Origin of the sequence: Parabacteroides caecihominis (assembly GCF_023656785.1) — a bacterium.
In the GTDB taxonomy this organism is placed as follows: domain Bacteria; phylum Bacteroidota; class Bacteroidia; order Bacteroidales; family Tannerellaceae; genus Parabacteroides; species Parabacteroides segnis.
In genome coordinates this window covers 49,441-72,164 of sequence record NZ_JAMOKS010000034.1, presented here as the reverse complement: position 1 = coordinate 72,164, position 22,724 = coordinate 49,441, and the positions used below count along the sequence as shown (strand labels likewise).

General features: G+C 43.2%; 20 protein-coding genes, 1 rRNA gene and 1 other RNA gene. 10 read left to right on the top strand and 12 right to left on the bottom strand.

Annotation, left to right across the window (positions count from 1 at the left end):
* The 3 genes from NBH14_RS22610 to NBH14_RS22600 all read right to left on the bottom strand — a co-directional run.
* A 16S ribosomal RNA gene (locus NBH14_RS22610) occupies positions 1-112 on the bottom strand; the annotation flags it as partial.
* Between the two features lie 530 nt (positions 113-642).
* Positions 643-1,503 carry a sigma-70 family RNA polymerase sigma factor gene (locus NBH14_RS22605; RefSeq protein ID WP_005641668.1) on the bottom strand — a complete coding sequence of 287 codons (861 nt, stop codon included), beginning with the start codon at positions 1,501-1,503 and terminating at the stop codon, positions 643-645.
* A 143-nt stretch (positions 1,504-1,646) separates the two neighbouring features.
* A complete protein-coding gene (locus NBH14_RS22600; protein WP_186961246.1) occupies positions 1,647-3,224 on the bottom strand; it encodes a Do family serine endopeptidase in 1,578 nt (525 codons plus the stop codon).
* 494 nt (positions 3,225-3,718) lie between these two features.
* On the opposite strand from NBH14_RS22600, the gene rnpB reads away from it, so the two are divergent.
* The 3 genes from rnpB to NBH14_RS22585 all read left to right on the top strand — a co-directional run bounded on the left by rnpB (position 3,719) and on the right by NBH14_RS22585 (position 6,827).
* Positions 3,719-4,075, top strand: an RNA gene (rnpB, locus tag NBH14_RS22595) — RNase P RNA component class A.
* A 44-nt stretch (positions 4,076-4,119) separates the two neighbouring features.
* Positions 4,120-5,496 carry a YihY/virulence factor BrkB family protein gene (locus NBH14_RS22590; RefSeq protein ID WP_186961245.1) on the top strand — a complete coding sequence of 459 codons (1,377 nt, stop codon included), beginning with the start codon at positions 4,120-4,122 and terminating at the stop codon, positions 5,494-5,496.
* Positions 5,493-6,827 (top strand): MATE family efflux transporter, encoded by a 1,335-nt coding sequence (locus tag NBH14_RS22585; RefSeq protein ID WP_186961244.1) that lies wholly within the window; start codon positions 5,493-5,495, stop codon positions 6,825-6,827. Before NBH14_RS22590 ends, NBH14_RS22585 begins: the two co-directional genes overlap by 4 nt.
* Positions 6,828-6,896: 69 nt before the next feature.
* Here the strand turns inward: NBH14_RS22585 and NBH14_RS22580 are convergent, their stop codons facing one another.
* On the bottom strand, positions 6,897-7,499 hold the full coding sequence (locus tag NBH14_RS22580; protein WP_007658648.1) for a riboflavin synthase: 603 nt from the start codon (positions 7,497-7,499) through the stop codon (positions 6,897-6,899).
* Between the two features lie 88 nt (positions 7,500-7,587).
* Between NBH14_RS22580 and NBH14_RS22575 the strand changes: the two genes are divergently transcribed.
* The 4 genes from NBH14_RS22575 to NBH14_RS22560 are packed head-to-tail and all read left to right on the top strand — an operon-like array spanning position 7,588 to position 9,395.
* Positions 7,588-7,929, top strand: coding sequence for a TM2 domain-containing protein (locus NBH14_RS22575; protein WP_046144950.1), 342 nt, complete (start codon positions 7,588-7,590; stop codon positions 7,927-7,929).
* A 12-nt stretch (positions 7,930-7,941) separates the two neighbouring features.
* A complete protein-coding gene (locus NBH14_RS22570; RefSeq protein ID WP_186961243.1) occupies positions 7,942-8,313 on the top strand; it encodes a DUF2752 domain-containing protein in 372 nt (123 codons plus the stop codon).
* A gap of 53 nt (positions 8,314-8,366) precedes the next feature.
* Entirely contained in the window at positions 8,367-8,699 is a 333-nt protein-coding gene (locus tag NBH14_RS22565) for a TM2 domain-containing protein (protein WP_186961242.1), read from the top strand.
* 57 nt (positions 8,700-8,756) lie between these two features.
* Positions 8,757-9,395: a hypothetical protein gene (locus NBH14_RS22560; RefSeq protein WP_186961241.1), complete on the top strand. Its 639-nt coding sequence runs from the start codon at positions 8,757-8,759 to the stop codon at positions 9,393-9,395.
* A 71-nt stretch (positions 9,396-9,466) separates the two neighbouring features.
* Here NBH14_RS22560 and NBH14_RS22555 read toward each other — a convergent pair whose 3' ends face one another.
* The 5 genes from NBH14_RS22555 to NBH14_RS22535 all read right to left on the bottom strand — a co-directional run bounded on the left by NBH14_RS22555 (position 9,467) and on the right by NBH14_RS22535 (position 15,374).
* The gene (locus NBH14_RS22555) at positions 9,467-11,113 is read right to left on the bottom strand and encodes a diphosphate--fructose-6-phosphate 1-phosphotransferase (protein ID WP_186961240.1); all 1,647 of its coding nucleotides are present in this window, start codon (positions 11,111-11,113) and stop codon (positions 9,467-9,469) included.
* Between the two features lie 104 nt (positions 11,114-11,217).
* Positions 11,218-11,868: a DUF1349 domain-containing protein gene (locus NBH14_RS22550; protein WP_186961239.1), complete on the bottom strand. Its 651-nt coding sequence runs from the start codon at positions 11,866-11,868 to the stop codon at positions 11,218-11,220.
* A gap of 125 nt (positions 11,869-11,993) precedes the next feature.
* Positions 11,994-13,742: an SWIM zinc finger family protein gene (locus NBH14_RS22545; RefSeq protein ID WP_250817767.1), complete on the bottom strand. Its 1,749-nt coding sequence runs from the start codon at positions 13,740-13,742 to the stop codon at positions 11,994-11,996.
* Positions 13,720-14,349 (bottom strand): retron system putative HNH endonuclease, encoded by a 630-nt coding sequence (locus NBH14_RS22540; protein WP_186961238.1) that lies wholly within the window; start codon positions 14,347-14,349, stop codon positions 13,720-13,722. Before NBH14_RS22540 ends, NBH14_RS22545 begins: the two co-directional genes overlap by 23 nt.
* Positions 14,346-15,374: an AAA family ATPase gene (locus tag NBH14_RS22535; RefSeq protein ID WP_186961237.1), complete on the bottom strand. Its 1,029-nt coding sequence runs from the start codon at positions 15,372-15,374 to the stop codon at positions 14,346-14,348. The genes NBH14_RS22540 and NBH14_RS22535 overlap by 4 nt, the downstream gene beginning before the upstream one ends.
* Before the next feature lie 441 nt (positions 15,375-15,815).
* Here NBH14_RS22535 and NBH14_RS22530 point away from each other — a divergent pair, with 441 nt between their 5' ends.
* Positions 15,816-16,418: an HU family DNA-binding protein gene (locus tag NBH14_RS22530; RefSeq protein ID WP_186961236.1), complete on the top strand. Its 603-nt coding sequence runs from the start codon at positions 15,816-15,818 to the stop codon at positions 16,416-16,418.
* Between the two features lie 10 nt (positions 16,419-16,428).
* Here the strand turns inward: NBH14_RS22530 and NBH14_RS22525 are convergent, their stop codons facing one another.
* Positions 16,429-17,430 (bottom strand): alpha/beta hydrolase, encoded by a 1,002-nt coding sequence (locus NBH14_RS22525; RefSeq protein WP_436277989.1) that lies wholly within the window; start codon positions 17,428-17,430, stop codon positions 16,429-16,431.
* 44 nt (positions 17,431-17,474) lie between these two features.
* Positions 17,475-18,656 (bottom strand): aldo/keto reductase, encoded by a 1,182-nt coding sequence (locus NBH14_RS22520; RefSeq protein ID WP_186961234.1) that lies wholly within the window; start codon positions 18,654-18,656, stop codon positions 17,475-17,477.
* Between the two features lie 176 nt (positions 18,657-18,832).
* Here NBH14_RS22520 and NBH14_RS22515 point away from each other — a divergent pair, with 176 nt between their 5' ends.
* Both NBH14_RS22515 and NBH14_RS22510 read left to right on the top strand, forming a co-directional pair.
* Positions 18,833-19,729 (top strand): HEPN domain-containing protein, encoded by an 897-nt coding sequence (locus NBH14_RS22515; protein WP_186961233.1) that lies wholly within the window; start codon positions 18,833-18,835, stop codon positions 19,727-19,729.
* 80 nt (positions 19,730-19,809) lie between these two features.
* Entirely contained in the window at positions 19,810-20,187 is a 378-nt protein-coding gene (locus tag NBH14_RS22510) for an MmcQ/YjbR family DNA-binding protein (protein WP_186961232.1), read from the top strand.
* Positions 20,188-20,297: 110 nt separating this feature from the next.
* On the opposite strand, the gene NBH14_RS22505 is transcribed toward NBH14_RS22510, so the two are convergent.
* On the bottom strand, positions 20,298-22,622 hold the full coding sequence (locus NBH14_RS22505; protein ID WP_186961231.1) for a GH92 family glycosyl hydrolase: 2,325 nt from the start codon (positions 22,620-22,622) through the stop codon (positions 20,298-20,300).
* Between the last annotated feature and the right edge of the window lie 102 nt (positions 22,623-22,724).

Genomic DNA, 22,724 nt, shown 5'->3' with positions numbered 1-22,724 from the left:
ACCCGTGCGCCGGTCGCCACCAATGTATTGCTACACCGTGCTGCCCCTCGACTTGCATGTGTTAAGCCTGTCGCTAGCGTTCATCCTGAGCCAGGATCAAACTCTTCGTTGTTTAAATTGTTTATATCTCTATGCTCAGAATCCGTTATTTTATTTTCAAGTTATTGACGGTATTAATTTATAATACTTGTACTACTTGTTGATATGTAAATCTTTCAAAGAACTCTTGTTGTTACACCCGCTTTATTTTAGCGAACGTGGATGCAAAGATAAGAACTTTTATTTCATACTTCCAAATGTTTTAGGAAGTTTTTTCTAAAAGTTTTTTTCATCATGTTTTGCAGTGCCGTTCTCTCTCGAATGCGGATGCAAAAGTAGTGCTTTACAACATACACTCCAAACTTTTATGAGATTATTTTTTCAACTAAATCGTTACTGACAGACTATAATTCTGAACGACTGATCGTTACAGGCATAAAAAAAATTACAACAATCCACTTCACGGTTTCGCATCTATTATTATTACTTATATAATGTACGCGAGAAATACAATCCCTAACAGCCAGGTCGGTATAAAAAAAACAAAAGCCCCGTATCCTTCTGGATATGGAGCTTTGTTTACCTCTTTGGTTTTACCCGAGGTCAACCTAAATACGATTTGAGGAGCTTGCTACGTGTTCCTTGTCTTAATCTTCTGATTGCTTTTTCCTTGATCTGGCGGACGCGCTCTCTAGTGAGGCCAAATTTGTCGCCAATCTCTTCCAATGTCATTTCCTGACAGCCTATACCGAAAAACATTTTGATTATCTCACATTCTCTTTCGGTTAGTGTAGCAAGTGCTCGATCAATTTCTTTTGCCAATGACTCGTTCATCAACGATCGGTCAGCGATAGGAGCGTCGTCGTTCACAAGCACATCCAAAAGACTGTTATCTTCGCCTTCTACGAACGGTGCATCCACAGAGATATGTCTTCCGGACACCTTTAGAGTATCTGAAATCTTATCTACAGGAATATCCAGTTCATCTGCCAGTTCTTCGGGAGAAGGTCTACGCTCATTTTCCTGTTCGAATTTAGAGAAGGCTTTGCTGATCTTATTCAGCGAACCAACCTGATTCAACGGAAGACGAACAATTCTAGACTGCTCTGCCAAAGCCTGCAAAATAGACTGACGAATCCACCATACAGCATAAGAAATGAACTTAAACCCTCTGGTTTCATCAAATTTCTCAGCCGCTTTAATCAATCCCAGGTTACCTTCGTTAATAAGGTCAGGTAAACTTAATCCCTGGTTTTGATATTGCTTAGCTACAGAAACGACGAAACGCAGGTTAGCTCTGGTTAATTTCTCCAATGCTCTCCGGTCGCCTCTTTTAATTGCCTGTGCCAATTCTACTTCCTCTTCCACTGTAATAAGATCTTCACGGCCTATTTCCTGAAGATACTTATCAAGCGAAGCACTTTCGCGATTGGTAATGGACTTTGTGATCTTTAACTGTCTCATCCAATGTTTTTAATTGAGAAATATCAGGGTGCAAAGATAATATTATTTTTATTGACAAAATTGGTCGAGTGCACCCTACACCCGACCAATTATAAACCTTTAACAATCTTCCCGCCAAATAAGACGAATATAACTTTATTTTATTATTCGGCTAGATCAATAGCATATACTTTTGTACGTCCGTTCGGATAAAAACCTTTTACAACGATGTAACGATCATCTGCATTACCTTTCAAGACCTTGTCTACCAACTTTTCGAGTTGTTCGGGTGTAGAGATCTTCTGGTCATTGACAATCATGATAACGAAGCCTTTCTGGATTCCGGCATCTTTCAATTTGCCTTTCAACAATCCTGTTACTTCAATACCGTAGCTTACACCAAGTTCGCGTTTTTGTTTATCCGTCAACGCTTTAAAAGCGGCTCCAAGAACATCTGCACTGCTGTCACCTGCGCTCTTCACAACAGATGTGCTTCCTTGTGCATTACGAAGTTCCACAGTAAATTTCTTATTGCTTCCATTACGATCTACAGTAATTTCCACTTTATCTCCGGGACGATATTTGCTGATTTGTTCCTGCAAAGCATTAGCATTCTTTACTTTCGCACCATTTACAGCAATAATCACGTCACCTTTTTCGATACCGGCTTCTTTAGCTGAACTTCTTTCTGCGAAATCTGACACGCAAGCCCCTTCAGAGACCTTTATTTTCGACTTCAGTTCAGTCAACTCTTCTTTCAACTTACTATCCAGGTTCGGATAACTCAACTGATCAGCAATATCACCTACACTCATCATCAAGACTCCAAGGATTGCACGCTGTACAGTACCATACTGTTTCAAGTCGCTTGCCACCTTACCTGCAATACTGATAGGAACAGCAAATGAATATCCGGCAAAGTTTCCTGTTTCAGAATAGATAGCCGTGTTGATACCAATCAGTTCACCTTTTGTATTCACCAAAGCCCCCCCACTATTACCTGGGTTTACGGCAGCATCCGTCTGGATAAATGATTCGATTTTACTTCTGTCACCTCCCATAGAGATTCCACGGCCTTTGGCACTAACGATACCGGCAGTAACTGTCGATGTCAGGTTGAACGGGTTACCAACAGCCAGCACCCACTCTCCTACCTTCAATTTTTCAGAATCACCGAACGGAATAGTCGGAAGATCTTTTGCATCTACTTTTATCAATGCAATATCTGTCGTAGGATCCGTTCCGATCAATTTAGCCGAAAACTTACGGTTATCATTCAATGTCACTTCCAATTCATCCGCCCCGTCAATCACATGGTTATTTGTGATAATATATCCATCTGTGGAAATAATAACACCTGAACCAGATCCGACACGAGGCTGCGGTTGCGGACGCTGAAAACCTCCTCCGCCTCTTCCTCCAAATCCGAAGAAGTACTCAAAAGGATCGACATATTGCTGCTGTCCTCTGCCATCATCAGCATACTGCTTGGCATTGGTTGTAGCTTTAATATGCACTACCCCATGCACGGTACTTTCTGCCGCCTGGGTAAAATCGGTATTTTCCGCTGCCACTACATTCAATCCGGCATATCGAATAGGCTGGTTGAATGTGTTCGTAGAATCGGTGACATAAACCGGCTGTTTCTTATTCATTAAATAAGCACTTGTTCCAACGGCTGCCCCCGTACTAATCGCAGCAACAAGAACGACTCCCAGCACATTTTTCCACATTGTTTTCATACTTTTTCTATTTTATCAAACATTTAAATTTAACACTTTTCTTTCGACAAAGAAAGTTCAAAAAACGTGCGATTATTCCATTTGCCTATGATTTTTTATCACTTTTAACGACGAATTATACGGGGTTAACGGCACTTAACAGTACTGTGTATTGCAAAGTACCTTTTTAACAATCATCCGCCTGTCAAATGGTCATGCTTTCAGTAATATAACAGCAGAAACGGCAGAATGTTCATATCTGTTGACAGATGACAGGTGACAATTGGCAGGTAAAAAAGGGGCATCCTTTGCTTATTAAGTAGTTCTTAACCTACTTATTAAGTAACTCTTCGCTTACTCGATAAGTAGCCTCCCCTGCTACTTACTAAGTAAGCCGACGTCTACTTAGTAAGTAACTCAAAAGCAACCCGAAAGACAACCCGTTCCTGTCTTTCCTCAAAATTGTCAACTGTCAACCGCCAACTGTCAACTAAAATAGTTATCTTTGTCGCATTGCAGCCTGCCGGTCTGTCGCTCATCTTCGGATGTGAGGAAAGTCCGGGCAACACAGAGCACCATACTTCTTAACGGGAAGTTGTCCGCAAGGGCAAAGTAGTGTAACAGAAAATAACCGCCGGACTCGTCCGGTAAGGGTGAAAAGGTGAGGTAAGAGCTCACCGGATCCCGTAGCAATACGGGATGCCGTACGCCTTATGGGTTGTAAGGTCATGTATACCGGCGTATGTAGGATTGCTCGTCCGATGCCGGGGGGTAGACCGCTAAAGCTTGCCGGTGACGGTAAGACAAGATAAATGGCAGACACTCCAACTTCGGTTGAAGCACAGGACCCGGCTTACAGGCAGGCTGCATTTTTTTATTCATCCGGCAAACACCTTTTGCCCCTACAAATCACAGCATGAAGAAGAAGACGGATAAAAAGACTGCTGATAAAAAGCCTCTGATAGAACGGATCAACGCCTTGCTGACAAGAACCATTCGTTTTGTAACTTACGACATCTGGAGAATTACAGAAAATGAAGTAAGCGGCCTGAAAGAACTTTATATCAACACGATCAAAACAGTCATACTTGCCGTACGCGGTTTCAACAGCGAGAACCTGCAAACAAAGGCATCCGCTCTTACTTACAGCACCTTGCTGGCGATCGTTCCGCTTTTGGCAGTATTACTGGGTATTGCCAAAGGTTTTGGATTTCAGGAAGCCGTACAGCAGGAACTGTTCGATTATTTTCCCCGGCAAGAACAGGAGCTCAGCGAAGCCTTTAAATTTGTAGAAAGATATCTGGCACAGGCACAAGGTGGTGTAATCATCGGAGTCGGCCTTATCCTGTTATTTTACACGGTCATTAACCTGATTTCATCCATTGAAGATACTTTCAATGATATCTGGCAAATCCAAAAGTCACGCCCCTGGCATCGAAAAATATCCGATTATCTGGCGCTATTCCTCATATTACCGGTATTAATGACAGCATCGAGCGGTCTATCCATCTTCCTGTCTACCCTGCAGAATTCATTTCTAAGCAGTTATGTGTTTTTCACTCCGCTGGTCGAGTTTGTCCTGAATATCGCTCCGTTCGTAATTACGATAATGGTATTTACAGGTCTTTATGTTTCACTTCCTAACACGAAAGTAAAATTCGTAAACGGATTGATTGCCGGGACACTAGCAGGTTCTGCTTTCCAGTTTTTCCAGTTCATCTATATCAGCGGGCAGATATGGGTAAATAAGTACAATGCTATTTACGGTAGTTTTGCTGCATTACCTTTATTATTATTATGGTTGCAACTATCCTGGCTGATATGTCTTTTCGGAGCCGAACTAGCCTATGCTTCCCAAAACGTAAAAAAGTTCAGTTTTGAACGCGACAGTAAAAACATCAGTCGGCGATACAAGGATTTCCTGACATTACTGATAGCCTCTCTGATCGTAAAACGTTTTGTAAATGAAGAAAAACCTTATACTGCCGATGAATTATCAGACGCCTATCGCATCCCGATACGTATTACAACGGAAATACTCTATTTACTAACGGAACTCCATATCATTATAGAAGTAAATTATGAAAATGACGAACGTGTTGTCTATTACCAACCTGCTGTTGATGTAAACCTGATTACTGTCAGCTACCTCCTCACCAAAATGGATGAGTATGGTTCTGAGAACTTCAAAATCGACACATCCCGTCTTTTCAATAAAGAGTGGCACACATTACTAAAAACCCGTGAAGACATGATCAAAGCAAACAGTAATATACTTCTAAAAGACTTATGAAACACGACCTGACCCACGGATCTGTCTGGAAAGTAATCGTACGCTTTGCACTTCCTTTGCTGATCGGTAATCTGCTGCAACAATTATATAATGTAACCGACAGTATTATCGTCGGACAATTTTTAGGGAAAGAAGCATTAGCAGCCGTTTCCGCCTCTTTCTTTATATATTACTTCATTATATCCCTCGTTATCGGTGTCGGAAGCGGAACCTCCGTAGTCGTTTCGCAATTCTTCGGAGCCAAACAATATGACAAAGTGCAACGTGCTTTCTCCTCCTTTTTCATTTTTATGCTGGTAGCAGGCATTGCCCTTTCAATTGCCGGGATCATATTCGCCGAACCTATCTTCCGCCTGACCAACACGCCGGAGGAAGTCATACCCGATGCCGTCGCTTATTTCAGGATTTATATAGGAGGAACATTCCTGTTCGTCACATTCAATAGTATCATTTCCATATTAAGAGGCGTGGGGGAATCCGTACGCCCTATGATCTTTATTTTCATCACCACCGTATTGAACATCGTCCTCGATTTACTATTTATCGTTGGCTTCGGCTGGGGGATCGAAGGAGCGGCACGCGCAACCGTCATAGCACAGGGAATCGGAATGTGTGTGGCTTTAGGTTATGTAAATAACACCCACCCGCTCCTATCCATCAAAAAACAAGATTTACTGTTCGACATGAAGCTATTCAAAGAAGGATTGAAAATAGGACTCCCCACCAGCGTACAACAATGCGCGATCGCTTTGGGACTGATTGCTCTTCTCGGAATAGTGAACGGCTTCGGCACCGATACCCTGACCGCTTACGGTGCCGCCGGGAAAATCGACACGATCATTACACAAGCTGTCCTGACACTATCCGGCGCACTGGCTGCATTCTGCGGACAAAACATCGGAGCCGGCCGCTTCGACCGTGTACGCAAAGGACTACGGTTCACCATGCTGGTCAATGTCATATTCAGCGTGGTCACCTTCACAGCTATTTACTTCTTCGGGGAAGAAATGATGCGCGCCTTCACCAACGACCAGGCAGTAATTGCGATCGGAAAAGAATATTTACTGATCATCGGGGGATTCTTCATTGTGCACGGAGCTTTGAATATCTACAATGGTGCACTTCGGGGAGCCGGAGATACGATTTTCACAATGGTGACCAGCCTGCTTTGCCTGTGGCTAATCCGTATTCCGCTGGCTTACCAGCTAAGTGCCTGGTACGGCCGTCAGGGAATATGGTGGGCTATCGGGATCAGTATCGGCATAGGATTGGTTATTACGTACATATATTATAAGACCGATATCTGGAAGAAAAGATGTGTTGTAAAATAAACGGCAGAACGCTTCGGGATAAATGCCCGGTCGCTCTGCCGTTATTTCTTTACTAAAAGAGGAAATCTTTCATTTGAACTGCATCATTTTGCTGATGTATTTACCGACAATATCAAATTCCAGATTTACTACAGTTCCTTTTTCGATCCGGCAGAAGTTTGTATTATCGTGTGTGTAAGGAATGATAGCCACCTCGAAACTATTCTGCTGTGAGTTGCAGACAGTCAGACTGACACCGTTTACACAAACAGATCCCTTTTCCACGGTCATATATCCCTGCTGCGCCATCGCCTTGTCGAAAGTATATTCAAATGTATAATACCAGCTTCCGTCCGCTTCGCGTACATTCGTACAAACAGCCGTCTGATCCACATGCCCCTGAACGATATGTCCGTCCAGACGACCGTTCATCATCATGCTTCGTTCAAGATTTACCAGATCACCGACTTTCAGCAGTCCCAGATTGGAACGGTCCAGCGTTTCCTGGATAGCTGTCACCGTATAAGTTTCATCGGTCAGGTTCACCACTGTCAGACAAACGCCGTTATGTGCCACACTCTGATCGATTTTCAGCTCATTTACAAATGAACACTTCATCGTGATATGCAGGTTTCCCTGATCTGCATTCAACGCAACTACCTGAGCAGCTTCTTCTACAATTCCTGAGAACATAGTATTGTGTTGTTTAAATTAATATTATCAGGTTCAAAGATACGAAAAAACACTATATTTGTCGTTAGTAACTTAATCTATAAAAATTATGGACGCACAAAAAGTGGATATGTTCCTCATGACAAACAGTAGCAAACTACCTGCCAGTCATATACCTATCATCAGGGATCGTCTGTTGGACATGGACGAATCCAAGCTGATTTATTTACAAACCTGCGATTTCAAAGACCCGACTATCATACTTATTATTTCCGTTTTCCTCGGCTCATTGGGTATCGACCGTTTTCTGATCGGCGATGTAGCCTTGGGTGTCGGTAAGCTGGTCACTTTAGGCGGTTGCGGGATCTGGATGATTATCGACTGGTTTCTGATCATGGATGCGACGAAAAAGAAGAACCTGGAACAGTTGCAGAATATATTAATGTTCTAATCCCTGCTACTTGTGGGAAAAAGAAATAAATATGCATATCTTGCTGTAACCATTATAGCGGGATATGCATTATTATCATTTCCTTGCATTTTCCACACAATGACAGGATATCCGTGTCCGGCCTGCGGAACGCGTCGTGCAATTCTTGCCCTACTGAACGGAGATATAGGCGATTCAATCCTCATCAATCCTTATGGATTACTCTTTGTTTTGCTGGCTGTCTTCTTTGTTACAGGTATCGTTTTTGACTTCGTACGAAAAAGGCAAACGTTCCGGGATTGGCTGAAAAAAGCGGAGCGCAAGCTGGCAAATAAGTATATTCTTACATTCATTATTCTATTAACAATACTGAACTGGATATGGAATATCCACAAAGGATTGTAATAGAGCCGGGAAATACTTATATTTACACATTGTTAAACCTACTGACTAAAAATATGGAAGCTGATAAAGTCGATAAATTCCTCCTGGCTAATGAGAGTAAATTTCCTGATTACGAAATTCCCATCCATAAGCTGCTCAATCTCCCCCCGGAGAAAGAAACTCTTTTAGAAAACACCCATTTCAGAAGTCCGGGAATCATACTACTTCTCTCCATTTTCCTCGGTGTGACCGGTTTGGACCGTTTCCTGATCGGAAATATAGGCAAAGGCTTTGGTAAACTTCTGACCGGCGGCGGCCTCGGGATATGGTATATTGTCGATTGGTTCCTGATCACCGGGGCGACCAAGCGATATAATATGAATAAGTTGATGACGATCCTATCATAAGTCAACCCAATATTTTGTATATTGCCACTGTATTAATATTAATAAAAACAATTATATATGGAAACTACACAAGATCCGATAGATCGGCTTTCTCAATCAATGATGGACCATTCGATATGCCGCAGAGCAATATTAATATATACGCTACTGACCGGGTACTCGCTTTTCGACTCTATCCAGACTAAAAAGAATTATACGAAATGCAACATCACGTATAAAGACGCAGAGTTCATCTCTGACCGGTTCGGAGAAATAACAGGTATAGATATTGCTCCTGAAAAATTTCTGCACGATAAAAACCAGCTGGCCGACGAATTGCTTGACGATTATCAGGAATATCAGTCTTTACTGGCAAACTACGACGAGAATACGCGCTCCATGGTTATAGCATTTTACCAGTTTTTGTTTTATTATCGCAAATTGCCTCATGAAGTAATCCTGACTTTAGAAATTGCTTTGTCTGCATTTCTGAAATATGTATCCGGAAATATCAATAAAAAGGAATTAAAAAAACAGATTATCAACTTCGATATTCTCAATCAAAAAACTATCAAAGTAGACTCTATGTATGTACGTCACAATTTCATCTGCATGGAAAAAGACTTCAATGATATCTGCCTCAAGAAAGCAAACAGGATACTGAAACAGGCAGGCGAAGCCCCACTGAGCAAGTATACAATAGATGTCAGCATATAAGACACTACCAAAAAAAATAGAGGTAAAGCCTAAGCCTTACCTCTATTATATAAAGATATGATCTCTCTATCTTATTTTGCCTGTTCCAACTGCAATGTCTTAGTCGGTTCGTCGCAAACTTCTGTTGGACCGAAGTACTGGATCGGACCCGGATAAACGTAGCTGGTAGTCAATGCCCATTCGTCGCGGTTAGCAGCGAATTTCTTGAAAGGAGCACCATCCAGTTTAACCAACGCTTTCTGGATAACCGGCTTCATTTCGCCATGACGTTTTTCCATGTTCATCATCATTGTTACAGGGATACCACCGGCAATCCACTTTTCAGCAGGAGCAGTCGTATTACGTACAGATGACATATAACCGGTCTTACCTGCTGCGATCAGGCAAGAAGCAGTGTAACCTAATGAATAGCAATAGTCTGCATCGTAGTTAGACGGAGCAGCGCAACGTCCTTCATAACCGAAGAAGTGATGCAATGCAGAGAATTTACCGTTATATTTACCGGCTTTCTTCCATTCGTCCAATTTCTTGCCAACCATTTCAGACAGTAATTTTTCTGTTTCGATCAGAGAAACCTGAACGTTTCCGTGCGGGTCGCGGTCCAAAGACAACTGACGGGCAACGCCTTCCGGAAGAGAAGCATACAGGTCAGAGTTTTCTTTAGTCAGCTTGCTGATGATATAAGCACGCTGTTCGCTCTTCTTGATCATCTTGAATTCAGCATCGTGTTTAGCCAGGAAGTCGTTCAGTTCGGCGATCAGACGTTTCATAGCCGGAACGAATTCGATCAGACCTTCAGGGATCAGTACGGTACCGAAGTTTTGACCGTTTTCTGCACGTTTTGCAACGATTTCAGCAACATAAGTCACGATATCGTCCAAAGACATATTTTTAGCTTCCACTTCTTCTGAAACGATAGCGATGTTCGGCTGAGTCTGCAAAGCACATTCCAGTGCGATGTGAGATGCAGAACGGCCCATCAGTTTGATGAAGTGCCAGTATTTCTGAGCTGAGTTACAGTCACGTTGAATGTTACCGATAACTTCCGAGTAAACTTTACAAGCAGTATCGAAACCGAAAGAAGTTTCAATCTGTTCGTTCTTCAGGTCACCGTCGATAGTCTTCGGACAACCGATAACCTGTACACCTGCGTTGATAGCTTTGTAATATTCAGCCAGTACACAAGCATTTGTATTAGAGTCGTCACCACCGATAATAACAAGTGCCTTGATGTCCAGCTCTTTCAGGATTTCCAGCCCCTTGTCGAACTGTTCTTTGGTTTCCAGTTTAGTACGACCTGAACCGATCATATCGAAACCGCCTGTATTACGATATTCGTCGATAATATCAGCAGTCAGTTCCATATATTTGTGATCGATCAGACCACCGGGACCCAGGATAAAGCCATACAGGCGGGAATCCTTGTTTGTAGCCTTCACACCGTCAAAGATACCGGCAATCACATTATGACCACCAGGAGCCTGACCACCGGAAAGGATTACACCTACATTGATAGCAGGCATTTCTTTCTTTTCGTTGCTCTTTTCAAAAGTAACGATTGGCATTCCGTACGTGTTAGGGAACAGTTCCTTAATTTCTTCCTGATCGGCTACTGATTGAGTGTATTCACCATCTACGGCTTTTACAGCACCTTTCAATGCAGCGGGTACCTTAGGCTGGTAAGCTGCTCTTGCAATTTGTAATGCGCTCTTTGTCATTTCTTAATCTGATTTATATAGATATTATCTGATTCTTATCTAAAGCGGTGCAAATATAGAAATATTTCTCCAATCATGAAAGATAAGAATAACCGATTAGATCTTTATTCCGCATTTTTCTTCAGCCACTCGAGTCTGCGCATATCGGGCAAGTGCTTTACCTCAAAGTGTTCAAACTTCGCATTGAAGCCGTTCCCGTCGGGGCAGGCAGCCATAAAACCGACCTTTACCGGAATATTGTCCTGCAACCAGGCGTTACGCATCATCGTGTATGTTTTATCGTCGAACGAATAGAATATTTCTACCGCATCCAGGCGTCTGACCGCTTTGATCCAGATATATGGGACAGCCTTATCCAGCGAAATCACGCTCCAGTCGCTCGTTTTATGGGTAACGACAGTACTCAGATTGAATTTACCGTCTACAAATTCGATACCCGCCTTGATATAATTCTCATGGTCGATACGGAGCATCAGTCCGGCCTGGTCGAAACGCGCTTTATACTCGCCTGTCACCTTCACCTTTACTTCAAACTCGCCGCCATAAGTGGCATAATAAAAAGGAGCATCATCGACCGTAAACCCATAATGGGAGATACGCCAGTAATCGCTCTGCGGGGTGACAAACATGGATAATGCCTTGTCCTTGATTTCCCACTTTGCCGGTTCGTTGAACCATTGCATCTTTTCCAACGTCTGTGCTGACGTCATTTGTATCGACAGGAAAGCCAGTGCTCCCAAAATCATTTTCTTCATTATTTTCTTCAATTATAAATTGGTCGGATTACATAAGTCAGTCCTTATTATTGCCTGCTCTAGCTATTTAAGACCACTTGATAAAATGTCTCATGCAAAGATATTGAGATTTATTGAAAAACCGCCTAGAAATCTTTCAATATCCCCATCATGGCTGTTCTCCGTTTATACGCCTGACGGAAAACATCCACAAGGAGGCGGACTTCCTGCTCTCCTCCTTTCAGCTTCAGCATTTCTTTCAGTGCTTTTGCCACGTATTCATAATGCGATCGGCCTGTACTCTTATCGGCATAAACCTGAACATGTGAACTAAAACGCTCCAACAAATCTTCCGGATAATCATCTTTTAAATAACGGGAATAAATCAATAGAACATTCAATGAAGAATTACGTCTCAGAAAGTTCTCCAGCCGGGCAACATCTCCTTCTTCCACATAAATATCAGCTTCTACCGAAGAAGTCCAGCAACTTGCCGGAAAAGGAGTTTGTTCGATCAGTTCACTAAAAAAGGAATCCCATTCCCCGACCGGTATCAATTGTTTTAATAACCGGTAATAATCCATATCACCTTTCTTTTCAATAAACAAATCTTTAGCGGTACTTATGACATGGGGAATATCCTGCATCCGTTGATAGATTATTAATTTCTTATTCTTCCATTTATGGATATTATAAGACCGTTCTCCCTGTTCCTCCAGGCGAATGCCTTCTTCCAATGTCAACAAGGCTTCTTCATACTTTTCAGCATCGATCAAATCGTCAATCCGTAAATTTCTTATTTCCGGCAAGAAAAGATAACGCATGGTAGTTGCTTCCGCTTCTTCATTACGATCCAACAGATAAAGCAGATCTATTTTCTTGCTTACAAAGGCGGAAAGACCGGCATCCGACTCATCCAGTCCTGCCAGTTCCTTTTCGACACGTTCCAGCACCTTAGTCAATGGCAGGGCATTCATCTCAAATTCATCCCTGAGTTCCTCGATTTCATAGATACAATATTCCGTATAAGCCGAAAGATCGCATATTTCGTCTAAGGATTTCAGGATATCATCTTTCAGAGATTGAGGAACTTCCTGGCTATTTCCCAACGACATCAAACCTTCTCCGGCCATATAACAATCATCTGAAAGAGCAAAATCATTATCGTAAGAAGCATAATACGAATCTTCTTTATAATGTTTGCCTATCGAGCGAAGCACTTGTATAAAGATAGAAGCCGCATCCCCAAACGACTTCTGCTTCATTAGAAACTCTGCTTTCTTCTCATAAACGGACAGTTTGCGTGATATTTCGTTCAAATCGACTTCGTACGAATAACGTCTTCCGGATCTCCCATATCCACTGCCGGACGGTGAGGATAGAAAACACCTTTCCACTTCCTGACAATAATCCGTATCAAGGCTCTCTGTATTCCGATCAGGAATAAATTGTTGTTTCAAAGCATTCCTGAAATCAACATGATGAACAGCGTATTCCGATAAAAACGACATTAATTGCTTCTTGTCTGCGATAGCAAGTATCTCGTTGATTTCAGCTTTGACTGTCTCAGAAGAAAAGTCCCTGCTCTTACTCTCCGTCTCTTCTGCCTGGATAAAATATTTTTCCGTCTTTTTCCTTTCTCTGATCGTTAACAATGTGGCAACCACATGCTTACACATATCTCCTTCATAAGGACAATCACAGATATAATCCATGACCTTATCATCTTCAAGGGTTACTTCCACTGTATAATCCTCAGTACCCAGAACAGTTGCAACCCATTCCTCAGGAAAGTCTTCTTCCAGATTTCTCACTGCTCCCTGCCTATAATAAGATATACCACGCTCCCATATCTGAGGAAGCGCATAATTTTCAAAATTCGATAGTGTTATCATGATGTTCGTATGGAATTGGTGTTTCTTCGATACAATCTTTATATAATTGCCGAGTCATCGTCTCAAATTCCCCAATAGATTCAACCATTTCATCTTCAGTAAGATCATTCTTCATCTGTAGCAGACAGGTTACCATCGTTTTTCTACGTTCAATGAGAGTTTTCTCATTCAAGTTAAAGAAGGATATTGTTTTTTTACCTTTTACACAACCTCCAGTAGGAATGAGTTCTCCAGTAAAAGAGAATTCCAGATAGTCACTTGGGGGATCTTCCACAGGATTAACTAAGTTATTATAATCATCAACTGTTTTAATTTGTTTGTCCTTATACTTAGCCCCATATTTTTCAGAGTTACATGATACTAGCATATTATCATACTCAAATGTTTTTTGAGGAAATAAGTTACGTGTATAATAATGATCGATATGGCAACTCTCATTTCCAGCAAGACGGATTTCAGTATATGCACAACAGTTCCCCTGTTCTTTTAATAGATGTTCTCGTAACTCCTGTCGAACAGGGCTGATATCTTCCCAATTCCCGGGATCATTCTTTGCAATAAATTTAGTAAAGAAATCAGGAACGCCTCTTTTTAAAAGTTGTTTCATGCCTTTTTCCTTTTGCGAATAACTTCCATTCGGATCAACACCAAGTCACGATCAGAATATCCCAATAAAGTTTCCATCCGGGATAGTGCTTCTTTGAATTCAGGAGAATCATACTCTCCTTTATTCACCATATTGCATAATTCTGATAGCCGGCATTCAATATCCGGTATTCTTAGGTATTTTACACCTTGTATTTCACTCAATACTTTTTCAACCGTCCAACCATAAGAGCCATCAGTACAATTTTCAGCTCGGACATACCCTTTATCATCACGTATAAAAACACGTATTTCTTCTTTGTAGGCAGACGATATTATTTGCGAAGAATGGGTCGCAAGTATAAACTGACAGTCATTACTTTCTGAGCAACGACGGAGAACAGGAATTAGCCTCACCTGCCAGGATGGATGCAAAGAGTCTTCCGGTTCATCAATCAGAATAACATGTCCTTTCATACTGTCCGTAAATAGAGGAAAGACTTTAGATAATATTTGCTGCTCACCGTTAGACAATCCTTCAATACCAAATTCTTTATTATTCAGATCAGTGAAAATTAATTGTTTTTCCTCACTAATACCTTTGAACCGGACCTGCAGATCAAATCCCGAAAAAATATCATCAATTAATGACTGGATTTTATTGTATGCCTCAAAACTGGTCTTCCCCTCTACATAAACGAACTTATCAACATACCTGATAATTTCTTTTTGCAACTGGTTAACAGAACTTTTATCATCTGCTGTATAAAAAATAACCTTAGAAAATGCTTTTTTATACGACTCGCTGCCAGGAGAGGTTGGAAGTTCAAAAGTCTCTATTAAGCCATCATTATCTATAGTCATACAACCTTCAGGCTTATTGGCAGAGTCGTCACCATAAATCACATCTCTAAGCAAGGTGGTTTTTCCATTACCATTAACGCCTGTAAGCACAATAAGATTTTGAATCTTATCTGCACTAGAAAAGTTGATATCAAAGTTTTGAAAAACTTTGTACGCTTCAATATGGATATGTTTTAGCTTCATACATTCATAATTAATAAATCTCTATGCTTCGCGAAGATACATAAAAACAGAGTAGATTCAATATTTACAAACAATTTCTTTCCTTTGTCCATTTCAAATGCTTGTAAATTAACATCATCAAGCTCGGCAAAACGACCTGTAGCAACGGCCGATCAGCAAAAGAGCCGGACAAGATAAAATTATCACCGGGATAGTTTCATTTATCCCTTATATTACTTGCTTTTACCTCGGACATGTATTATCTTTGGAAGGCAGGTAAGTTGTTGCCGACGTCCTCGGCAAAATAAACGACGTCCTCGACAGCTTTGCCGACGCCCTCAACAATATTGCCGAGGGCGTCGGCAACAACTTGCATCGGCATAAAAACAGAACAAGGTCTGACATAATCTAAGAGAAGTCCGGCTAATTATAGAAATTAGATAACGATTAAATGACACTAGTATGGGGAGAATAAAATTCGGAGTATATAAGACTCCTAAAGGAAATGCAACAGAGCAACAGTCTTGCGCCCGGCTTATATCTAAAGGGACCATGCGGATGGAAGATATTTGCGAATATCTCTCGGATTCGTGTTCGCTGACTTCGGCCGATGTGAAAGGGGCGATAGAGGCGCTGACCACCTATATCGGACGGAACTTATCGAACGGCTATTGTGTGGAGCTGGAGGGATTAGGGCACTTCTCCCCTGCCCTCAAGACATTACAGAAAACGGATGAGAAAGGCAAAACAGTCTTCTTTGCCAGGGCGGACGGGGTGAACTTCCGCTGCGCCAAACGATTGAGGGAACTGGTCAACAAGGACCGCCCACTAAAAATAAAAAGAGAGAATGTCACTTCTAACGAACTGACGGACAGGAAAAACAAGATGCTTAAATTCCTGCAAAACAATCCGTATATCAATCTGACTGATTATGCAGGAATAAACCATTGCAGCCGTTACCGGGCAACCGAGGACATGAAACTGTTTGTAAAAGACGGCATAGTTATTAAGATGGGATACAGGACGCACCGGGTTTATTCGCTGCCAAACGTCTCTGAGTCCTAACCATTCGTCTTTAATCCAGCTTCTTTTCATGCAGCCACTTCAAAAGCAGGTCAGCCACCTCTACGTTATTCAGGTCGGAAAACGGGAAATGCGTATTGCCGTGCAAGCCTGCTTCGGGCAGATGAACGACCGTTACATCACCGCCACGTTCATTGAGCATCTTCGCCCACTGGCGCATAAGATGCAGACGTCGCGTCCACTCGTACAGCTCCGGCCGTTCATCCGTCTCCAGTAGATTGTCTCCGTAGTAGATGATGATCGGAACTTTCGTGTATTCCATAAAGACAGACAAGGGAACCTCGATCCCTTCCGTATTTTTGGAAAGGGTCAGCACCATCCCTTCTTCCGGCACTAACCCTTCGGGAAAAGGTATTTCGCCACCCGGCTCATAAGAAACGATAGCCTTGATATTCTTTGTCTTCAATAATGTACGCCACCCAACAGGACCTCCTTGCGAGTGGGTGACGAAAATGGCCGGACCGATCCGGTCAAACAAAGCGGCATAGGCATCCGAATATACATCCAGATCAATAGTGCCGATTGTCGGTGTCATCTGGCGGAAGTATTGATTCAATGTTTCCTTGTCTTGTTTAAACTGCACCCCTTCGAAATAATCGGGCCACACGCCGAGGCGGAAACGGTTGAACCACAACTCCTCATCGAAGACAGGCGCAAGCGTTACGGTTTCCGTACTGCGCCCGGCATTGCCACGACGGGGCTGATCGACCATATAAGTAGTAAAACTACGGCGCAGAAAGATATTCTGAAAACCCTCGCGTCCGTCAGGTGTTGTCTCCCAGGTCTTCGAGAATTGCCCTATACCGTGAGCAAATACCAACGGATATTTCCGTGCATGGATAGGTATCTGATAGAATGTGTAGGCATGATCGCCATGATAAGTATGTCCCAGTGAATCGGTCAGTACCGTACCTCCTACGGCAAAACTGCCTTGCGCCTCCAGCCGTATCGGATTGCTTCGGGAACAACCTGCCAGCAGGATAACAGCACTCATACATATAATAATTATCCGTTTCATATCAATCATTCATAAGTTGTTTATTTTTGAACTTTAGCCTCTTGCTCTGCGTTGTAACGGCTTCCCGTGACAGGGATTGCAGCAACCGCCTCTTCCAGGTTGCGCATTTCTTCGGCTGTAAAATGAATATCCGCCGCCCGCAGGTTTTCTTCCAGATGAGAGAGTTTGGTCGTGCCGGGAATGGGAACAATCCACGGATGCTTGTTCATCAGCCATGCCAGTGCAACCTGAGCTGCCGTATATCCGCGCGTACGCCCGAAAGCATGAAGTACTTCCACAATCCTCAGGTTGGCGCGAATAGCTTCGGGCGTGAAGCGTGGCAACGTCTGACGGTTATCGTTCGTTGCGTCAAACTGGGTATATTCAGTAATCGCACCACCCAGGAAACCCCGGTTGATCGGACTGTAAGGAACGAAGCCAATTCCCAACTCCGCGCATAGCGGCAGTACGCTTTCCTCTGGCGTACGATGCATCAGGTGATATTCGCTCTGAACAGCCGTAACAGGTTGGATGGCATGGGCCCGACGAATCGTGTCGGCATTCACTTCGCACAGTCCGAAATGCAGCACCTTACCCTCCCGAATCAGTTCGCGCACTGTTTCGGCCACCACCTCCACAGGCATATCAGGATCGGCCCTGTGCTGGTAAAACATACCGAGCGTTTCCACCCCCAAACGACGCAGCGATTCCTCACACACCTTACGGATGTTCGCCGGCGAACTGTCCTCTTCCGATTTAACCTGTACGCCATTCACGAACTTGTGTCCAAATTTCGAAGTCACAAACACCCGGTCACCATAACCTTTCAACGCTTCGCCCATCAACAGTTCATTCTTATAAGGGCCATAACTCTCAGCCGTATCGAACAATGTTACGCCACGTTCAACAGCTTCATGCACGAGGGCTATGGCCTGCTTTTTATCGGGATGTTGGCTACGGTGATAATTTAATCCCATACAGCCGAACCCCATTGCAGAAACTTCCATAGACGCACGTCCGCTGCCCAACGTCCGGTGGTTGCGGATTGCTGCCATTCCGGAACCAACTGTCACAGATGTTCCCGATGAACTGTTTGCTGCCTTTTCCGTTGCCATTGTCTTACTCAAAACCGTCGGCACGCATAAGGCCGCACCTGTAACCGCCGCCGTTTTCAGAAATCCACGGCGATTCATATCACAATCATTCCTGTTCTCTTTCCTCATTATGTAACTCCTTTCTATTAATTATTCTGTTGCAAAATTACTCCGGCATATCTATCCTGCCTGTACCAAAACTACAGATAGAAATACCAATTTTACCGATTTGCAGAACAAGGGGAACAGTAAAAACAAAAAACAGTTATCTTTGTATATTTAACATTGCACATAAATAAAGCATAATGAAAGACTCAATAGCTTATTTACCAAAAGACAAACAGGCAGAATTGAATTTTCTGGTTAAAGAGATATTAAAAAGATTACCTCAAACAGAGTTTATTATTCTTTTTGGTAGCTATGCAAGGGGAAACTATGTGCGTCGTAGCATACGAATAGAGGATGGTGGCATTCCTACCGTTAAAATATCCGATTATGATATTTATGTAATAACAAGCGGCATCAACAGTAAAAAGGCGGAAACTGTTCTGGATAATGTAGAAGATATATTCTTTGCCGGGAAAGACTTTGACCGGGATACTCCTGTCGAGTTTATCAACGATGATATTAAGATGTTGAATAAGTACCTGGAAGAGGGACGGTATTTCTATACACAAATTAAACAGGAAGGCATTATCCTTTATAATAGCGGGAATCACAAATTAGCCCGTAGAAGAAAACTGAACTTTGCAGAGATAAAAGAACAGGCACAGGCTTATCTTGATGAAAAGTATGATAGAGCCAATAGTTTTTTAAGACAGGCTAAGTATGCGTATGAATATAAAGATTATAGAATGGAGGCTTTCTTATTGCATCAAGCCTGTGAAAACTATTACTATGCCATTCGACTGACATTTACTTTACGAAATAGCAAACAACATAATCTCTCTAAACTCTCATCCGCAACGAAAAGATATTCTGAGGACTTAGCAATCGTTTTTCCGCAAGATACTATTGAAGAGAAACGTCTTTTTACTTTGCTTAAGTCTGCTTATGTGGAAGCACGGTATAATCCATACTTTGTTGTCACCAAAGAAGACATTGACGCGCTTGTCCCTAAAGTAGAATTACTTAAAGATATTACGAAGCAAATTTGTACCGCCAAGATTAAGGAGTACGAGGAGCAGAGTAATATACAATAAAAATATAGTTTGCCAAGGATTTGTCACTTTCAGCCTGCTGATATTTTGCTAACTTTGTCTTGTTCAAATTAATCAGAATTATGAATATCGAAGAATTCAGAGAATACTGCCTTTCATTGAAGGGAGTTCATGAAAAGATGCCGTTTCCGAATGTGGCGGATAAGTACAGTCGGGATGTTCTGTGTTTTTACGTCGCAGATAAGTGGTTCTGCTTCGTGAATATCGAAGTTTTTGATTTTTGCTGCATTAAATGTAATCCGGATGAATCAGGAGATTTGCAGGGACAGTATGCCGGAATAACTCCGGGCTGGCATATGAATAAGAAATATTGGATCAGTGTCTATTTCAATCAGGATGTGCCGGACAATAAAATAAAGGAACTTGTGAAGAAATCCTATGAGATTGTCGTCGAGAGCCTCACTAAAAAGGAACGGGAGATGTTGCTGCAACAGGAATAAATAAAGAGCGTGCGGTATTCCCATATCACACGCCCCAACCCCTCACCTAAAGGGGAAAAACTCTCTCATCGTTAATTGAAATAATATGTGTATATTGAAAAACCATCTGCTTAGTTGCCGGCAGGCTTTTGGTAAAGCATTGTCTTACCGGGCGATGACAGGGAGGCCGGACAGGCATCTGCCGAAACTGCACGTTTGCAGGCCGGCTTGTCGCTCATCACAAAATGCAGGGATATACCGGATTTCACGTCATCGTATGTCAGATAAGATTTGTTGTATTTCTTGCCGTTTACATACATTTCTTTAATGTAAACATTCTCCTTCGACCAGTTCTCGGTCGTCATCTTTATCTCTTTGCCGTTACTCATCGTGATAGATAACGCTTCGACGCAAGGGGAACCTACGTTATATATATTACTGGAAGGCGCGACAGGATAGAAACCGGCACAGTTGAACATGTACCAGGCCGACATCTGTCCGCAGTCGTCATTACCGCTCAGCGAACCGGGTTCGTTGCCGTAGAAACGGTCTACTATCTCACGTATCCATTTCTGGCATTTCCACGGCTTGCCCAGGTAATTATACAGATAAGCGACATGATGGCAAGGCTCGTTGCCGTGCCAGTAACCACCGATACGTCCCTGAATGTCGTGAGCACCCGGAATATCGTCCGGCAACTCGACAGTAAAGAGTTCATCCAGCCGTTTCTCGAATAGTTTCTTTCCCGCCAGGTTGATATATCCCTGTACGTCATGCGGAACGGTCCAGGTGTACTGCATCGTAAAACCTTCGGTGATATCTCCCCAGCCATTTACCGACCCCGGTCCCTGGTAAGCGATCGGGGCAAACGGGGTGCGCCAGTTACCCTGGCTGTCACGGCCACGCATGTATTTGGTTTCCGGATCAATCAAGGTCTGGTAGGAAAGGGAACGGTTCAGGAAATAGGTATAATCGTCCGTCTTTCCCAAAGTCTGGGCAGCGCGGGCAATGCAATAATCGTCGTAGGCATACTCCAATGTTTTGGAAACCGACTCGGCTTCTTTGTCGAAGGGAACGTAACCGTTACGGTCGTAATCGGGCAGGCAATCGTAATGTTTATTCATTGCGGTTGTCTTCATGGCTTCGTATGCCCGTTCGTAATCAAATCCTTTGACGCCTTTAACGATCATATCCGCCAGGACGGATACGGCATGGTAACCGATCATACACCAGGTTTCGTTGCCGTAGAAAGACCAGATCGGAAGCATTCGCTCCGTGCTCTTATCGTAATGGGCGAGCATGGAATTGGCGATATCGGCGTTCACGTCCTGATGCACCAGGTTAAACCAGGGATGCAGGGCGCGATAGGTGTCCCACAAAGAGAAAGTGGTATAATTCGTAAAGCCTTTGGCCTGTTCGATATTCTTGTCCAGACCTCTGAAACTGCCGTCGGCATCCTGGAAGATAAAGGGATGCAAAGCGGCATGATAAGCAGATGTATAGAACGTCTCTTTTGTCTTCCGGTCGGCTGTCACGCGGTACTTTTCCAGTTCCTGCTCCCATAAGTCGATGCCTTTTTCTTTCAGGGCGTCGAAGGTCATGTCGTTCAGTTCCTGCATATTCAGTTGTGCCCCGGCTGTGCTGACTGCCGAGACGGAGGTTTTTACAATCACCTCTTCCCCGGCTTCCGTAGCAAAGGAAAGGCAAGCCATCAGGTTCTTTCCCCAGGCTTCGTTCGTGCTTCTGAAACGGGAAGTGTTATAAATAACCGGCTTCTTGTCCTGCATGATGCGGAAGTCCTTCAACTTTTTAGAGAAGACGGCGGTGAAATAAACATGGCGCTCCGGTCCCCAGCCTTTGACCAGCTTATAGCCGGTCAGGGTCGAATCGTTCTCCATACGGAGATTGGACCATTCGCAGGATTGCCACAACGTATGATTCAGGTCGATCATGATGAAAGACTTATCCGATTTGGGATAGGTGAAGCGAAACATTCCGCTACGCAGTCCGGCCGTCATTTCGGCTTTAACGCCGTAATCCTGCAACAGGACGGCGTAGTAATTGGGAGAAGTCCATTCCTGGTCATGGGTATAACGCGAACGGTAACCTTCATCAGGATTTTCGCGGGTTCCCGGATCGAGTTTCATTTCGCCGGTACCGGGGATAAACAGGAAGTCGCCCAGGTCGGGGATGCCTGTTCCGCTCAGATGTGTCAGACTGAATCCGAGGATGGAAGTATGGTTGTATTTATAACCGGCTGCCGCATCGTAGTATCTAGAGTCTGTATCCGGACTGATCTGGATACCACCGAACGGGATTTGTGCACCGGGATAAACATTCCCGTATCCGTCTGTTCCGACCAGGGGCCTGACGTAGTCGGTCAGTTTCTCATTCTGGGCCATGCCGGTCAGGGCAAAACAGGAGATGAGTAGTAAAGTAGATATTCGTTGTTTCATTATTTATCAGATGTGAACTAGTTAAGTGTCGTTGCTGTCCTGAAAGGACTAACTGTGAATAGCCCCCGGTGAAGCCGGGGAACCTCAAATATCTGCCAGATG

Bases quoted from the DNA above. Each gene is read 5' to 3' on its own strand.
- NBH14_RS22605 (WP_005641668.1), bottom strand. From the start codon at position 1,503: ATGAGACAGTTAAAGATCACAAAGTCCATTACCAATCGCGAAAGTGCT.
- NBH14_RS22600 (WP_186961246.1), bottom strand. From the start codon at position 3,224: ATGAAAACAATGTGGAAAAATGTGCTGGGAGTCGTTCTTGTTGCTGCG.
- NBH14_RS22590 (WP_186961245.1), top strand. From the start codon at position 4,120: ATGAAGAAGAAGACGGATAAAAAGACTGCTGATAAAAAGCCTCTGATA.
- NBH14_RS22585 (WP_186961244.1), top strand. From the start codon at position 5,493: ATGAAACACGACCTGACCCACGGATCTGTCTGGAAAGTAATCGTACGC.
- NBH14_RS22580 (WP_007658648.1), bottom strand. From the start codon at position 7,499: ATGTTCTCAGGAATTGTAGAAGAAGCTGCTCAGGTAGTTGCGTTGAAT.
- NBH14_RS22575 (WP_046144950.1), top strand. From the start codon at position 7,588: ATGGACGCACAAAAAGTGGATATGTTCCTCATGACAAACAGTAGCAAA.
- NBH14_RS22565 (WP_186961242.1), top strand. From the start codon at position 8,367: ATGGAAGCTGATAAAGTCGATAAATTCCTCCTGGCTAATGAGAGTAAA.
- NBH14_RS22560 (WP_186961241.1), top strand. From the start codon at position 8,757: ATGGAAACTACACAAGATCCGATAGATCGGCTTTCTCAATCAATGATG.
- NBH14_RS22555 (WP_186961240.1), bottom strand. From the start codon at position 11,113: ATGACAAAGAGCGCATTACAAATTGCAAGAGCAGCTTACCAGCCTAAG.
- NBH14_RS22550 (WP_186961239.1), bottom strand. From the start codon at position 11,868: ATGAAGAAAATGATTTTGGGAGCACTGGCTTTCCTGTCGATACAAATG.
- NBH14_RS22545 (WP_250817767.1), bottom strand. From the start codon at position 13,742: ATGATAACACTATCGAATTTTGAAAATTATGCGCTTCCTCAGATATGG.
- NBH14_RS22540 (WP_186961238.1), bottom strand. From the start codon at position 14,349: ATGAAACAACTTTTAAAAAGAGGCGTTCCTGATTTCTTTACTAAATTT.
- NBH14_RS22535 (WP_186961237.1), bottom strand. From the start codon at position 15,374: ATGAAGCTAAAACATATCCATATTGAAGCGTACAAAGTTTTTCAAAAC.
- NBH14_RS22530 (WP_186961236.1), top strand. From the start codon at position 15,816: ATGGGGAGAATAAAATTCGGAGTATATAAGACTCCTAAAGGAAATGCA.
- NBH14_RS22525 (WP_436277989.1), bottom strand. From the start codon at position 17,430: ATGAGTGCTGTTATCCTGCTGGCAGGTTGTTCCCGAAGCAATCCGATA.
- NBH14_RS22520 (WP_186961234.1), bottom strand. From the start codon at position 18,656: ATGAGGAAAGAGAACAGGAATGATTGTGATATGAATCGCCGTGGATTT.
- NBH14_RS22515 (WP_186961233.1), top strand. From the start codon at position 18,833: ATGAAAGACTCAATAGCTTATTTACCAAAAGACAAACAGGCAGAATTG.
- NBH14_RS22510 (WP_186961232.1), top strand. From the start codon at position 19,810: ATGAATATCGAAGAATTCAGAGAATACTGCCTTTCATTGAAGGGAGTT.
- NBH14_RS22505 (WP_186961231.1), bottom strand. From the start codon at position 22,622: ATGAAACAACGAATATCTACTTTACTACTCATCTCCTGTTTTGCCCTG.